Annotated in this window: 18 protein-coding genes; 13 read left to right on the forward strand and 5 right to left on the reverse strand. The window is 58.0% G+C overall.

The annotated features are described in order from the left end of the window. Window positions 1-9: 9 nt before the first annotated feature. The 5 genes from I9185_RS12465 (at window position 10) to ptsN (ending at window position 3,184) form a co-directional block, all read left to right on the forward strand. Window positions 10-591 (forward strand): hypothetical protein, encoded by a 582-nt coding sequence (locus tag I9185_RS12465; protein WP_245218082.1) that lies wholly within the window; start codon window positions 10-12, stop codon window positions 589-591. A 3-nt stretch (window positions 592-594) separates the two neighbouring features. Then, entirely contained in the window at window positions 595-1,086 is a 492-nt protein-coding gene (locus I9185_RS12470; RefSeq protein WP_210093222.1) for an LptA/OstA family protein, read from the forward strand. Then, on the forward strand, window positions 1,086-1,844 hold the full coding sequence (gene lptB / locus I9185_RS12475) for an LPS export ABC transporter ATP-binding protein (protein ID WP_152459766.1): 759 nt from the start codon (window positions 1,086-1,088) through the stop codon (window positions 1,842-1,844). Before I9185_RS12470 ends, lptB begins: the two co-directional genes overlap by 1 nt. 252 nt (window positions 1,845-2,096) lie before the next feature. Next, window positions 2,097-2,660: a ribosome-associated translation inhibitor RaiA gene (gene raiA, locus I9185_RS12480; RefSeq protein ID WP_117870967.1), complete on the forward strand. Its 564-nt coding sequence runs from the start codon at window positions 2,097-2,099 to the stop codon at window positions 2,658-2,660. A 59-nt stretch (window positions 2,661-2,719) separates the two neighbouring features. After that, window positions 2,720-3,184 carry a PTS IIA-like nitrogen regulatory protein PtsN gene (gene ptsN / locus I9185_RS12485; protein ID WP_117872900.1) on the forward strand — a complete coding sequence of 155 codons (465 nt, stop codon included), beginning with the start codon at window positions 2,720-2,722 and terminating at the stop codon, window positions 3,182-3,184. 55 nt (window positions 3,185-3,239) lie between these two features. Here ptsN and I9185_RS12490 read toward each other — a convergent pair whose 3' ends face one another. Continuing rightward, on the reverse strand, window positions 3,240-3,755 hold the full coding sequence (locus I9185_RS12490) for a CAP domain-containing protein (protein ID WP_171120163.1): 516 nt from the start codon (window positions 3,753-3,755) through the stop codon (window positions 3,240-3,242). A 169-nt stretch (window positions 3,756-3,924) separates the two neighbouring features. On the opposite strand from I9185_RS12490, the gene I9185_RS12495 reads away from it, so the two are divergent. Both I9185_RS12495 and I9185_RS12500 read left to right on the forward strand, forming a co-directional pair. Then, on the forward strand, window positions 3,925-4,524 hold the full coding sequence (locus I9185_RS12495) for a L,D-transpeptidase (RefSeq protein WP_171635671.1): 600 nt from the start codon (window positions 3,925-3,927) through the stop codon (window positions 4,522-4,524). Between the two features lie 139 nt (window positions 4,525-4,663). Continuing rightward, the gene (locus tag I9185_RS12500; protein ID WP_117870963.1) at window positions 4,664-4,846 is read left to right on the forward strand and encodes a hypothetical protein; all 183 of its coding nucleotides are present in this window, start codon (window positions 4,664-4,666) and stop codon (window positions 4,844-4,846) included. Window positions 4,847-4,918: 72 nt separating this feature from the next. On the opposite strand, the gene hemH is transcribed toward I9185_RS12500, so the two are convergent. Continuing rightward, window positions 4,919-5,968 carry a ferrochelatase gene (gene hemH, locus I9185_RS12505; protein ID WP_210093223.1) on the reverse strand — a complete coding sequence of 350 codons (1,050 nt, stop codon included), beginning with the start codon at window positions 5,966-5,968 and terminating at the stop codon, window positions 4,919-4,921. A 56-nt stretch (window positions 5,969-6,024) separates the two neighbouring features. After that, complete coding sequence (locus I9185_RS12510; RefSeq protein WP_171635676.1) at window positions 6,025-6,855, reverse strand: methyltransferase domain-containing protein; 831 nt, start codon at window positions 6,853-6,855, stop codon at window positions 6,025-6,027. On the opposite strand from I9185_RS12510, the gene I9185_RS12515 reads away from it, so the two are divergent. From I9185_RS12515 to I9185_RS12530, 4 genes are read left to right on the forward strand one after another with little or no spacing between them, the layout of a single operon-like run. Next, window positions 6,806-7,600 carry a ComF family protein gene (locus tag I9185_RS12515; RefSeq protein WP_210093224.1) on the forward strand — a complete coding sequence of 265 codons (795 nt, stop codon included), beginning with the start codon at window positions 6,806-6,808 and terminating at the stop codon, window positions 7,598-7,600. The genes I9185_RS12510 and I9185_RS12515 overlap by 50 nt on opposite strands. A gap of 38 nt (window positions 7,601-7,638) precedes the next feature. After that, window positions 7,639-7,896, forward strand: a complete 258-nt coding sequence (grxC, locus tag I9185_RS12520; RefSeq protein WP_152459773.1) for a glutaredoxin 3 — start codon at window positions 7,639-7,641, stop codon at window positions 7,894-7,896. Continuing rightward, a complete protein-coding gene (locus I9185_RS12525) occupies window positions 7,896-8,726 on the forward strand; it encodes a carbon-nitrogen hydrolase family protein (RefSeq protein WP_209834180.1) in 831 nt (276 codons plus the stop codon). Before grxC ends, I9185_RS12525 begins: the two co-directional genes overlap by 1 nt. 12 nt (window positions 8,727-8,738) lie before the next feature. Continuing rightward, window positions 8,739-9,179 carry a MarR family transcriptional regulator gene (locus I9185_RS12530; RefSeq protein ID WP_171724127.1) on the forward strand — a complete coding sequence of 147 codons (441 nt, stop codon included), beginning with the start codon at window positions 8,739-8,741 and terminating at the stop codon, window positions 9,177-9,179. A gap of 100 nt (window positions 9,180-9,279) precedes the next feature. Here the strand turns inward: I9185_RS12530 and I9185_RS12535 are convergent, their stop codons facing one another. Together I9185_RS12535 and ubiG are read right to left on the reverse strand one after the other, a co-directional pair. Further along, entirely contained in the window at window positions 9,280-9,861 is a 582-nt protein-coding gene (locus tag I9185_RS12535; RefSeq protein ID WP_210093225.1) for a hypothetical protein, read from the reverse strand. 10 nt (window positions 9,862-9,871) lie between these two features. Continuing rightward, complete coding sequence (ubiG, locus tag I9185_RS12540) at window positions 9,872-10,618, reverse strand: bifunctional 2-polyprenyl-6-hydroxyphenol methylase/3-demethylubiquinol 3-O-methyltransferase UbiG (protein WP_210093226.1); 747 nt, start codon at window positions 10,616-10,618, stop codon at window positions 9,872-9,874. 48 nt (window positions 10,619-10,666) lie between these two features. Between ubiG and pip the strand changes: the two genes are divergently transcribed. Next, window positions 10,667-11,644, forward strand: coding sequence for a prolyl aminopeptidase (gene pip / locus I9185_RS12545; protein ID WP_171230291.1), 978 nt, complete (start codon window positions 10,667-10,669; stop codon window positions 11,642-11,644). After that, window positions 11,641-12,462: an ABC transporter substrate-binding protein gene (locus tag I9185_RS12550; protein WP_210093227.1), complete on the forward strand. Its 822-nt coding sequence runs from the start codon at window positions 11,641-11,643 to the stop codon at window positions 12,460-12,462. Before pip ends, I9185_RS12550 begins: the two co-directional genes overlap by 4 nt. Window positions 12,463-12,493 lie beyond the last annotated feature (31 nt).

A 12,493-nucleotide genomic window follows, 5' to 3' on the forward strand; every position in this document is an offset into this window, starting at 1 on the left:
TATTCCCGCATGGTACAGTTCCTGAAGGTTCTGTTGCCACTTGCGGCCATTCTGATGCTGTCCACAGTGTTCCTGCTGTCTCGCAGCATCGAAACCAACGTATCGGTGCCATTCGCCGAAAAAGACATTGACGAGCGATTGGCGCAACAGGTGGTCACACAGCCGAAATATCGAGGGACAACCCGCAAAGGCGAAGATGTCCAGATCGAAGCCATCCAGGCCAAGCAGGGCGGCGAAGACGAAACCCCGACCGCGTCCGAATTTCGGGGCCGTCTGGGGCTTCTCAGCGGTGGAACGATATTTCTGGATTCCAATTCAGGTTTGATCCGCCCCGATGAGGGCACGGCAACTTTTGTCGGCGACGTCGTGATTACCACTGCCGACGGACTTCAGGTCACGACTGACCTGCTCAACACGTCGCTGGACGAAATCCGGGGCGACACGCCGGGGCGGGTGAACGGAACCGGGCCGATCGGCAATTTTTCCGCCGGACGCATGACCTTTGGCACTGAAAAAAAGGACGGACCGGTCCATATTGTTTTTACAGACGGCGTGAAGCTGGTATACGAGCCTGAAAAAGCAGAAAGATAACCTGTGTTCGATTTTCGTTTTGTTCTTTTGTGCCTTGCTCTGTTTGCAGGTGCCGTAACCGCGACAGCGCAGGAGGCGCAGGTGGCTTTTGGTTCTGCAAATGCCGACCCGAGTCTTCCGGTCGAGGTCACGTCCGAAACATTGAACGTCAACCAGGAGGACGGTTCTGCCGAATTCCTCGGAAATGTCGTCGTCATTCAGGGCGAAATGCGGCTGACTGCTGAACGGGTTCTCGTGATCTATAACGAGGAACGCTCGGCGATTGAACGGATGGAAGCCACCGAGAATGTTGTTCTGGTCAGCCCGCCCGATGCGGCAGAGGGCGATTGGGCGGAATACACGATCGATTCCGGTGTGATCGTGATGAAAGGCAATGTCCTGCTGACGCAAGGCCCCAGCATCATCAGCGGCGACCAGATGAACGCCAATCTGACAACGGGCACAGCGACCATGACCGGGCGCGTCAAGACGATCCTTCAGCAGGGAAACAACTGATGGCGCGACCCGACCTGTCAGTGGCCGAAGGCAATTCCGGGCTGCGCATCGAGAAGCTGCGGAAATCCTACCGTAAGAAAACGGTGATCCGCGATGTCTCGATGACACTGGATCGGTCCGAAGTCGTTGCCCTGTTGGGACCCAACGGGTCGGGTAAGACCACGACCTTTTATTCCGTGGCGGGGCTTGTTTTCCCAGAGGCCGGCAAAGTCACGATTGACGGCCAGAATGTTACGACTTTGCCGATGTACCGGCGTGCGCGAATGGGCATCGGTTACCTGCCGCAGGAGATGTCGATCTTTCGCGGCATGAGCGTCGAGGACAATATCGCCGCGGTACTGGATATCACGGTTCCTCATGCTCACAGGCGGAAAGAACGGCTGGAAGAGCTGTTGTCGGATTTCTCGATCGAACATCTGCGTCGCGCGCCTGCTCTTGCCCTTTCCGGCGGTGAGCGCCGCCGCGTTGAGATAGCGCGATGTTTGGCCGCAGACCCGAAATATCTTTTGCTGGACGAACCATTTGCGGGTGTTGATCCGATCAGCGTCGGCGATATCCGGCATCTGGTTGCCGACCTTAAAAAACGGGGGATCGGTGTTCTGATCACCGACCATAACGTGCGGGAAACGCTGGAAATTGTTGACCGCGCCTATATCCTGCATGACGGGCAGGTTCTGATGTCCGGCACACCTGACGAAGTCGTCGAGAACGAGAATGTCCGCCGTGTCTATCTTGGCGAAAACTTCCGTATTTCATAGGCTTGTTATGGTCTGCGTCGGATGCATGGCGGAAATCGCGTATATACACACCTGTTTTGATTGACTCTTCCGTCGTCTCTTGCCTCAATTGTCCCATGGCATTTACCCGGTTCCAGTCTGGAGATCGTTGTCCCTTCGTTGAAGGGCTGGAGTTAAGACAACCGCGGAAAGTGTCTCGACCCCCCACCCGATAAAAACAAGTTCGTCGCGTAACGTGACGTCAGAATGGGTGTGAATTGTGAAGGAGATCACATGCGTTACCAAATCAGCGGAAAACAGATCGACATCGGTGCGGCGCTTCAGACTCACGTGCAGACCGAATTGGGCGAGGTTGTGGGCAAATATGCCCAGCGGCCTACCGACGCCAACGTCGTCTTTTCCCGTTCAGCGCATGAATATGTATGCGAAACAACAGTGCACCTGTCCACCGGGCTGACCGCTCAGGCCAAGGCGCATGCAACCGAAATTTATGCGGCGTTCGAGGCATGCTGCGACAAAATGGAAACACAACTGCGGCGCTACAAACGTCGTTTGAAGGACCACCACAAGGATCGGTCCGAGCCGGTTGAACTCTTTGGGGCGTCCTCTTATATCCTCGCCTCTGACGAATCGGACACGGCCGATGAACCCGAATCGCTACAGCCCATGATTGTGGCTGAGATGGAAACTAAAATCCCATCTTTGAGCGTTGGTGAAGCCGTGATGCAAATGGAACTTGCCGGTGCCCCGGTGCTGGTGTTCAGAAATGAGAACAAGGATGGATTGAACGTCGTGTATCGTCGCGAAGACGGTAATATCGGCTGGATTGATCCTTAACAGGCAAGGATACGGGGCGGCACCCGCCGAGGCGGGTGCGGTGCCCATGGAGCGTGATCATGGAGCTTTCGAGCATACTAAAGCCCGAAGCAGTACGTGTACTATCCGCCGCTTCCAGCAAGAAGCGGTTGTTTCAGGAAATAGGCGATGTAGCAGCCGCCAATCTGGGGCTCGACTCGCAGGCCGTCGTCGACTGTCTGCTCGAACGGGAAAGCCTGGGCCCGACCGGCGTGGGGCATGGCGTTGCGCTTCCGCACGCGCGTTTGCCCGAGCTGGATTCGGTTTCGGGCGTATTCGTCATGCTGGAAAAGCCCATCGACTTTGGATCGGTTGATCGTCAACCCGTGGACATCGCCTTTGCACTTTTTGCGCCGGAAGAGGCCGGCGTCGATCATCTCAAGGCGCTGGCCCTTGTGTCCCGCACGCTGAGGGACACCTCGGTGTGCACCAAACTTCGGGCGAACCCTGATCCGGTCAAGCTTTATGCTATCCTGACCGAAGCGCAGTCCATGCAGGCAGCGTAATCACAAAAAAAGCCCCCGGATTTCGGGGGCCTTTTTGTGTGTACGGTGATCGGGGTCAGCCGCCGGTTCCCATTTCCAGCGTCCACCAGATTTTCCCGCCTTTTTCCTGATGCCAGGCGAACCCCATCTGCGTGGCCTTGGGGTCCATGATTACGGCGCGCGGTCCGGGTTCCTGCATCCAGGCGGCAAGGGTTTCGGTTTCGGTTTCGTATGTCTCGGAAATGGCTTCACCGAGGAACGTGCCGAAATATCCGACCCGTGCAGCCCGATCGATCGGCGAGGAACCGTCGGACCCAAAGTGCCAGGGCCGGTTCTGTCTGGCCATGTCCTTGGAATGGGTCGCCGCTGCTGCGTTCAGCTGCGCGTTCAGCTGGACAGGCTGCAATCCCTGGGCCTGGCGCAGGGCATTGACCGAATCAACCATACGGAACTGCAACTTTTCCGGGTTGCCGCGAATTTTGTAGACCGTGGGCAGCGGGCGACCGTCTGCACCAATGGTCGTGGTGCCGGTGTCTGTACATGCCGCCAGCGCGACAAAGCAAATCAAGAGTAAAGAAACGATACGCGTCATGATCGACCTGGTTATTGTGTCTTTACAGGGCATAGCGCGCCTGAAGGCTCTGAGCAAACGCGCAATGGCCCTAACTTGCATGATTCTGCCGGTTTGATTTGCGACTGAAGCATTCTGGCAATAGAATGTCATAGATTTCAGACCTCATCTAAACACAGGACCCGTTGTCATGGTCAAAAAGCGTATTCATTCGCCCACACGCAGGGGATTTCTGGCAGGGGCCACTGCGACGCTGGCAACCCCAGCACTGGCGCAATATATCCCGGGCGACCCGCTGCGCCCTGCACCCGAGACTGAACCGGCGGTTCGCCGCAACGTATCCGGGTTCCGGGCATTGGATTGGCAACCGTATTTCTCGAACACCAGAAATGGCGCCATTCTGGTCGATACCGTCTCAAGAGCGCTGCATTATTGGTCGGATGATCAAGCGGTGTACAAATTGTACCCGTCGTCGGTTCCGCTGACCGAAGAACTCACCCGGCGCGGGCGTACCAGCGTAATCCGCAAGGTCGAAGGGCCCAGCTGGTCTCCGACGCCGTCGATGAAAAAACGAAATCCGGAATGGCCGGACTATATTCCTCCGGGGCCAGATAACCCGCTGGGAACACACGCTTTATACCTAAGCTGGAAGTATTACCGCATTCACGGCACGCACGATACGCGAAAAATCGGACGTCGGTCGTCGAATGGCTGTATCGGTCTGTTCAACGAAGACATTGCCGAGCTGTTCTCGATGGCGAAGGTCGGCACGCAAGTGTTGCTAATTTGACGACATTTTCGTGTGGGAACCCGCTTAGCGGTCAAGTTGCAATTGCATTCCAGCGTCAATGCTGATTAGAAAAAACCACGAGGTAAGTCTTAGATGTGTGGTTCCGGGCATTGGAACTGCGCAAATTCTGGAGGTTAATATGAAGAAACTCGTTCTCGCTGCTGCACTGACTGCTGCCGCTTCGACCGCTTATGCTGGTAACCTGGAAGAGCCGGTTGTTGAAGCACCTGTTGTTGTAGAAGAAACTCAGGGTTCGTCGCAGGGCATCCTGCTGCCGCTGATCCTGCTGGTCGTTGTTGCTGCTGCTGTTGCTGCAAGCTAATCCGACACGGAATTCATGAAAAAGGCGGTGGAGCAATCCACCGCCTTTTTTGTTTTCACAAGGCTGTGCCGGTCAGTCCAGCCAGCCGCGCAAGTTTTCTTCGATCACCGTGCCCAATGCAGCAATGTGCGCCGCATCGTCATTGAGGCATGGAATATAGGTGAAGGTTTCGCCGCCTGCTTCTTCGAAGCTTTCCTTGATCTCTTCGTTGATCTCTTCCAGCGTTTCGATGCAGTCGGCCGAGAATGCCGGTGCGATGACTGCTATGTTCTTTTTGCCCTGCCTGGCCAAATCCGCCACATGATCCACTGTATAGGGTTTCAGCCATTCCTCGGGGCCGAATCGCGACTGGAACGTCGAAACCAGTTGATCGTCTGACCATCCCAGCCGTTCCTTCAGCAGCCGTGTCGTCTTGGCGCACTGGCAATGATAGGGGTCACCCTGTTGCAGATACCGTTCCGGCATCCCGTGATACGAGCAGACCAGAATATCGGGTTTTGTCTCCGCCGCTGCATAGGCACGTTCAACGGATTGCGCCAGGGCGTCGATATAGGCCGGTTGGTCGAAATAGGCCGGTACGGTTCGCGAGGCGGGCTGCCAGGCCTCATCCATCAGTGCACGAAAGAACTGGTCATTGGCGGTGGCTGTGGTTGCGCCCGCGTATTGTGGGTAAAGCGGGAAGAACAGAATACGGTCACAGCCCGCGGCAACCATCTCGCGCACTTTGGACTTTGTTGAGGGGTTGCCGTAGCGCATACAGAAATCGACCATCACCTGATCCCCGTACCGATCCTGCATTGCGCCGCGCAGCTTGGCAGTCTGGTCCTTGGTGATCGTCATCAGCGGGCTTTCGCCCTTCTCGTGATTCCAGATCGATTTGTAGGCTTCTCCCGAACTGAATGGCCGTTTGCTGAGGATGATCGCCTGAAGAATCGGTTGCCATTTCCATTTCGGATAGTCGATGACCCGTTGATCCGACAGAAACTCGTTCAGATAGCGACGCATCGGCCAATAGGTGTAATCGTCCGGGGTGCCCAGATTGGTCAGCAAAATGCCAACACGGCCCATCTTGACCTTAGGATGGTCGGCAGGAGCATGAGCGGGACGAGTGGCATCAAACATTTGAGCATTCCTGAGTTTTCGTGTTCCGACCTGAGATAAAGGGATTTGGTTGCGCGTCAATCCGGCAGTTTGCCCTCTTTCGTGCGCAGGGCATCTGCCAGGCGCATTTGGGCTGACCCCGGGCGCAGCGGCTTTGGTTGGCTGTCATCGGGGGACCAGCCGGTCAGGCAAATCAGTTCGAAGGTTGCGGCAAGGCGGCCTGTTTCCGTCGAAAAGTGATCCGAATAGACGCGCTGTGCGGCTTCGAACACTCTGCGTCGGGTTGGGCATTTCAACCGGGCAGCCAAAGCGTTGGTCTCACCCATGTCCCTCAGATCGTGCATCAGGTGCCAGATATCGCGGTATTCTGCCGTCAGCGGTACGGCATCGGCCACTGGCAATGCCAGACCGGCCCGCTGCAACAATCCACCGAGGTCGCGCAGTTCGGCCATGGGGGCGATTCGGGGGCTGAGCCCGCCCGTGACTTTGATTTCGGCCTGACCCAGCGCGGCGCGCAATTCGTGAAGGGTCTCACCCCCAAGGCATAGAACAAGAACCAGTCCATCCGGTTTCAAAGCCCTTTTGCATTGGATCAACTGGCCGACCGGGTCATTGGCGCAATGCAGCGCCATCGCATGAATTACCAGATCATGCGCACCGGGTTGAAGCGACAGCACATCGTCATCCGCGACAATGGCGGCATCCGGAAAAACGTCTGCCCAAAGCTGTGGAAAAGGGGTCACAACCGCAGGTGCGGTAAAGGTTCTGTTAACCATGGAGAGCCGATCCTGAACCTCATCAATGGCGGCGCGGTGCAAGAACAAGGCGTCGTCCTTCGCGCGGGCGCGATGATGCAGAATGGCGTTACGGTCGAAAAGAGAGGGTGCGGTGGGCTCGGGCAGTTTCATAGGTCGCAAGTATCGCATTGCGCAGCGGATTCAAACTGCCCTTGCTCTGATCTACCCGCCGCGCTGCATAGGCTGCGGAGAGCTGACGGAATCCGATTTCGGCCTGTGTGGGGCGTGTTGGCGGGATACGCCGTTCATCGGTGGCACGGTTTGCGAAAGCTGTGGTGTGCCCGTGATCGGAAGCGCAGACAGGTTCCGGACCGAGTGCGACGATTGTCTGAAAACCCCTCCGCCCTGGAACGCGGGCCGCGCTGCGCTGATGTATGATGGGAAGGCGCGGTCACTTGTTCTGGCTTTGAAACATGGTGACCGTACCGAACTGGCCCGCCCCGCTGCGCGTTGGATGGCGCAGGCCGGGCGCGAGCTGTTGCGTCCCGGTATGGTGATTGCTCCGGTGCCGTTGCATTGGTCACGCCTGCTGAAACGGCGGTACAATCAGTCTGCGCTGTTGGCACGCAACCTTGGGCGAGAAACCGGGTTGGACTGCGTGCCGGATCTGCTAGTGCGCAAACGGCGGACCCCGGCGCTGGACGGAAAGACCGCGCGGGAAAGGGACGAAGCCTTGGCAGGCGCAATTGACATCCACCCAAGGCGGGCACTGCATTTGAAGGGGCGCGATGTCCTGCTGGTGGATGACGTGATGACATCCGGCGCGACGTTGGCGGCGTGCACGCGTGCGTGTCAGGCCGCTGGGGCAAATCATATTTTCGTGTTGGCACTGGCGCGCGTTGCCAAGGATGCCTAATTCGCCCAAGATCGCACGAAACCCAAAGGGACCGGAACATGAAGCCCGTAGAAATCTATACCTCGCCGCTCTGTGGTTTTTGCCACGCGGCCAAACGTCTGCTGAAGCAGAAAGGCGTTGAGTTCAAGGAAGTTGACATTCTGATGCACCCCAAACGCAAGCCCGAGATGATCCAGCGCGCAGGCGGCAAACGCACCGTGCCTCAGATTTTCATCGGGACACAGCATGTGGGCGGCTGCGACGACCTTTACGAGCTGGAGCGGCAAGGCAAGCTTGACCGTCTGCTTGCGGCCTGATGAAGACCGCGCTGCTGCAAATCACCTCGTCGGATGATCCGGTCGAAAACCTGGACATGGTGCGCGCCATGGCGGCCGACGCGGCAGGGCAGGGTGCGCGGTTTATCCTGACGCCAGAGGTCACGAATTGCGTGTCAAACAGTACGACGCGGCAAAACGAGGTTCTTCAGCACGAAGAAGACGACATCACCTTGGCCGGCCTGCGGGAACAGGCCGCCCGCCTGGGCGTGTGGGTGTTGATCGGGTCACTGGGGATCAAGACTCATGACGCTGACGGGCGGTTTGCCAACCGGTCTTTCATGATCGATCCGCAAGGTCAGATCGTGGCGCGTTACGACAAGATTCATATGTTCGACGTGCAAGTCACCGAGACCGAGACGTTTCGCGAATCAAAGAACTACCGCCCCGGCGAAAAGGCGGTCCTAGCCGAAACCGATTTTGGCAAGGTGGGTTTGACCATCTGTTATGACATCCGGTTTCCGTACCTGCATGCGGCTTTGGCGCAGGCAGGCGCGCGAATCCTGACCGTTCCGGCAGCGTTTTCACCTGTTACGGGCGCCGCGCATTGGGAATCGCTGTTGCGGGCCCGGGCGATCGAGACAGGCTGTTGGGTCTTGGCCCCCGCGCAAACGGGGGAACACCCATCAACGCGCGGAAAGACGCGTTTTACCCATGGGCACAGCATGGTTGTCGCCCCTTGGGGAGAGGTGCTGATCGACGCAGGTACCGATCCGGGCATTCACATTTTCGATTTGGATGATAGTTCTGTGTCAGAGGCACGCCGCCGCGTGCCGTCGTTGACACATATCCGGTCTTTCACTGGACCCTGACAGAACTGAACAATGACGGAAGACACCAACGCCCTTGCGGTCACGCTGTTCAGCGAGATCCTGACCGCGGATCAGTTGTTGCGCAACCGGCTCAGCCGGGTGCTGCCCAAGGGTATGGAAATTTCGCATTTCTCTGTGCTGAATCATCTGGTTTTCGTCGGGGACGAGCGTAGCCCGGCGCAACTGGCCAACACATTCCACGTGACCCGAGGAGCGATGACCAACACCTTGGCCAAGCTGGAATGGGCCGGATACATCCACATCCGCCCCGACTGGGACGACGCCCGCCGCAAGATGGTCGCGATCAGCCCCGCCGGTCGCCGTGCGCGGGATCAGGCGATTTCGTCGATCGCGCCGCTGATCAACCGTGTCGTCGGAGAGCTGGGGCTGGAACGGGTGCGCAGCACGTTACCCGTGCTGCGGGATTTGCGGTTGCAGTTGGAGGGGGAGTAGGGATCAGCGAACCGTTGTCCCAAGGTGGATCCAGGACTGGTGTGGTCGGGCGCTGGCAGGCTTGATGCTCATGCAATGTGCCGCGGACTAAACGGCCACTTCATTCTAAGAGCATTCTATCCAGAAGCTGCCGTAAATCACGGGGATCCAAAGCTGGAAAATCACCCAACCAAATTCCGGCCGAAGCCGCCGCCGCGAAAAGAAGACAAGATTCAATTCCTTCTTTGCCCTCATATTGCCCACCATGAACAAGCCATACCAAATACTCTCCTTTTTCTTCTTCATTCGTGGAGAATATTCTCCCTACATTGCATCCTTCGTCAGAGAGTTCGTGTTTGGAAAATGGTTCTGTCGTCTCCTCCGTCAGTTCTATTTCCACTGGTTTCACAAACTTGCCATCCGAAACTATCTCGGGGTCAATAAAGACGAAAAAATACAACGCCCTTACCAGATCATAGTTGTTCGAGTTCGAACCCAAGTAACGATCTGCTATTTCCTGAGTCGCCTCAGAAACCTTAGGATCGCTTACATAGCCATACAGCGGAACGCCTTCATGTTCGTACACGAACACGCCCGCATTCTCTTCTGCTGTGGCTAGTGTGTTATCGAACAAGGTAGCAGCGGAAATTGCCGCACCAAAAAATACCGCGCGCCACGGCGCGTAACTTAAAGATCGAATCAAAAAACCTACCTCACCCCGGCTTCACACTCGCCGTCACGTAATTCACGCTCAAGTCCCGGTCCGAGATCGACCAGCTCCACAGGATCGGGTTGAACACAAAACCCTTCCGGTCCACCGGTTCCAACCCGGCTTGGCGCAGCAGGTCGAACAGCTCATCGGGGGTGATGAACTTGTTCCATTCATGGGTGCCGCGCGGCAGCCAGCGCATGACGACCTCGGCCCCGAAAATCGCCATCGCATAGGATTTCGGGTTGCGGTTGATGGTGGAGCAGATCAGCAAGCCACCCGGTTTCAGCAAGTCTTGCGATGCGGTCAGAAAGCCAAGGGGATCGGCCACATGTTCGACCACCTCCATGTTCAGCACCACGTCGAATTGTTCGCCTGCTGCAGCCATGTCCTCGGCGGTTGTGTGGCGATAATCGATTTGCAGCCCCGATTGCTCGGCATGGATGCGGGCCACGGGCAGGTTGCCCTCGGCGGCGTCGGCACCCACAACTTCAGCACCGAGCCGCGCCATGGGTTCGCTCAGCAGCCCGCCGCCGCAGCCGATATCCAGCAGGCGCAGGCCTTCGAACGGCACAGGCGACTTTAGGTCGCGATCGAATTCTCCGGCGATCTGCTGCGTTATATAGTCCAGCCGGCACGGGTTAAGCATGTGCAATGGTTTGAATTTCCCGTGCGGGTCCCACCATTCGGCGGCCATCGCCTCGAATTTTGCGATCTCGGACGGGTCCACCGTGTTCGGATGCGCTTGCATTCCTGTCTCCGTGTGCTCTTTTACGCTTAAGGACTATATAGGGCCATAATGGACAAGTACCCGGACCAAAAGCGCGCAGTTCAATATCTGTACCCGCCGATCGACCCTTTCGACCAGCGGATGGTCGATATGGGCGATGGGCACCGTATTTATGTGGAACAATGCGGAAATCCTGACGGCATACCCGTCGTGATCCTGCACGGGGGGCCGGGTGGGGGGTGCAGCCCGGCCATGAGGCGATACTTCGATCCTCAGGCCTACAGGGTGATTCTGTTTGACCAGCGCGGATGTGGCCGGTCGCGCCCCACCGCCTCGGTCGAGGACAACACGACGTGGCATCTGGTGGCCGACATAGAGCGGCTGCGCAAACTCTTCGAGATCGAAGAATGGATCGCTTTTGGCGGAAGCTGGGGGGCGACTCTGGCGTTGATCTATGCCCAGACCCATCCCGATCGCGTCAGTCGACTGGTGTTGCGCGGGGTGTTCCTTGCGACTCAGGCCGAGCTTGACTGGTTTTACGGCGGTGGCGCCGGGCGGTTTTGGCCCGAGCAATGGCAGAAATTCACCTCGCTGCTGCCCGAGGTTGAACTGAACGACACCATTGCCGCCTATAACAAACGCCTGTTTTCGGGCGACCGCGCGACAGAGATACTGTATGCGCGGGCCTGGTCGCATTGGGAAAACGCGCTGGCCTCGATCCACACCAACGGATCGGTTGGCGAAAGCCCCGGCGAATACGCGCGCACCTTTGCGCGGCTCGAGAATCACTATTTCACCAACAAGGCGTTTCTGGAAACGGACGGGCAGATTCTGGATCAGATGGACCGGATCGCGCATATCCCCGGCCATATCGTGCAGGGGCGCTATGACATGATCTGCCCGCCGCAGGCCGCCTGGTCGCTGGCGGAACGCTGGCCGAATGCCGAACTGAAAATGGTTCGTCAGGCGGGGCACGCCCTGTCCGAGCCGGGCATCAGCGCGGAACTGGTGCGAATCATGGACCGTGTGGCGGAGGGTGTCGCATGACCCGCATCGATCGCCGTGCTCTCTTTGCCTCTGGTGCCGCTGCCGCATTGCTGGCGGCGACAGGAGCATCCCTTGCCGGTACGCCCAAGAAAGGCGGGACATTGCGTCTGGCTGTTCCGCGCGATGACAGCCTCGAGCAAGTGGCGCGTGGGGCCGTTTTCGACACAATGACCGAAATCGCCCCGGATGGTACGTTGCGCGGTGAGCTTGCGACCGGCTGGCAAACCGACGCCGACGCACGGGTCTGGAACTTTGATCTGCGTGATGACGCGGTCTTTCACGATGGCGAACCGTTGCAGATTGCCGATGTCCTGGCCGTTCTGGCCGAAATCGGAAGGCCCGAGGCCCTTGCCCCCAACCGCCTGCGGCTTGAACTTGCCGAGGCAAATCCCGGATTGCCTTTCCTGTTGGCCGACAGCCGCTTTGTTGTTGCGCGCGCCGGTGAAACCGTATCCCCGTTGCGCAAGGCCAATGGCACCGGCTGCTATCGTGTCGAACGGGCAGAAGATGGCCGCCATTTTCTGGGCCGCCGTGTCGAGGGGCATTACAAAGATGGTCAGGCCGGATGGGCTGACGCGGTTGAAGTCATTGTAATCCCGGACCCAGCCGTGCGCGCCGAGGCGCTGCAGGACGGGTATGTCGATATCGCGGCGCTTCCGGATCGGGCCGGAATGCGAGGCACGCGCGGTGTCCGGTTCCACCCGTCCGAGGCCGACATGGCCCTTGCCGTATCGGATGCTGTCGGGATGCCGCGGCAGATTGCCGGGAACGGTGCGCTGGACGATGGCCGCATCGCCGAACGGTGGTGGATGGTGTAAATCCGAATGCGAATCCCTCAGGGGGTTGCAG

The sequence above is a fragment of the Ruegeria sp. HKCCSP346 genome, from assembly GCF_017872595.1.
GTDB lineage: Bacteria > Pseudomonadota > Alphaproteobacteria > Rhodobacterales > Rhodobacteraceae > Ruegeria.

What these genes read in the sequence shown, in the direction of transcription:
- ptsN (WP_117872900.1), top strand. Translation starts at nt 2,720, where the DNA reads ATGGAGCTTTCGAGCATACTAAAGCCCGAAGCAGTACGTGTACTATCC.
- raiA (WP_117870967.1), top strand. Translation starts at nt 2,097, where the DNA reads ATGCGTTACCAAATCAGCGGAAAACAGATCGACATCGGTGCGGCGCTT.
- I9185_RS12515 (WP_210093224.1), top strand. Translation starts at nt 6,806, where the DNA reads ATGGCGTTACGGTCGAAAAGAGAGGGTGCGGTGGGCTCGGGCAGTTTC.
- lptB (WP_152459766.1), top strand. Translation starts at nt 1,086, where the DNA reads ATGGCGCGACCCGACCTGTCAGTGGCCGAAGGCAATTCCGGGCTGCGC.
- hemH (WP_210093223.1), bottom strand. Translation starts at nt 5,968, where the DNA reads ATGTTTGATGCCACTCGTCCCGCTCATGCTCCTGCCGACCATCCTAAG.
- I9185_RS12525 (WP_209834180.1), top strand. Translation starts at nt 7,896, where the DNA reads ATGAAGACCGCGCTGCTGCAAATCACCTCGTCGGATGATCCGGTCGAA.
- ubiG (WP_210093226.1), bottom strand. Translation starts at nt 10,618, where the DNA reads ATGCAAGCGCATCCGAACACGGTGGACCCGTCCGAGATCGCAAAATTC.
- grxC (WP_152459773.1), top strand. Translation starts at nt 7,639, where the DNA reads ATGAAGCCCGTAGAAATCTATACCTCGCCGCTCTGTGGTTTTTGCCAC.
- I9185_RS12510 (WP_171635676.1), bottom strand. Translation starts at nt 6,855, where the DNA reads ATGAAACTGCCCGAGCCCACCGCACCCTCTCTTTTCGACCGTAACGCC.
- I9185_RS12495 (WP_171635671.1), top strand. Translation starts at nt 3,925, where the DNA reads ATGGTCAAAAAGCGTATTCATTCGCCCACACGCAGGGGATTTCTGGCA.
- I9185_RS12500 (WP_117870963.1), top strand. Translation starts at nt 4,664, where the DNA reads ATGAAGAAACTCGTTCTCGCTGCTGCACTGACTGCTGCCGCTTCGACC.
- I9185_RS12550 (WP_210093227.1), top strand. Translation starts at nt 11,641, where the DNA reads ATGACCCGCATCGATCGCCGTGCTCTCTTTGCCTCTGGTGCCGCTGCC.
- I9185_RS12530 (WP_171724127.1), top strand. Translation starts at nt 8,739, where the DNA reads ATGACGGAAGACACCAACGCCCTTGCGGTCACGCTGTTCAGCGAGATC.
- pip (WP_171230291.1), top strand. Translation starts at nt 10,667, where the DNA reads ATGGACAAGTACCCGGACCAAAAGCGCGCAGTTCAATATCTGTACCCG.
- I9185_RS12490 (WP_171120163.1), bottom strand. Translation starts at nt 3,755, where the DNA reads ATGACGCGTATCGTTTCTTTACTCTTGATTTGCTTTGTCGCGCTGGCG.
- I9185_RS12465 (WP_245218082.1), top strand. Translation starts at nt 10, where the DNA reads ATGGTACAGTTCCTGAAGGTTCTGTTGCCACTTGCGGCCATTCTGATG.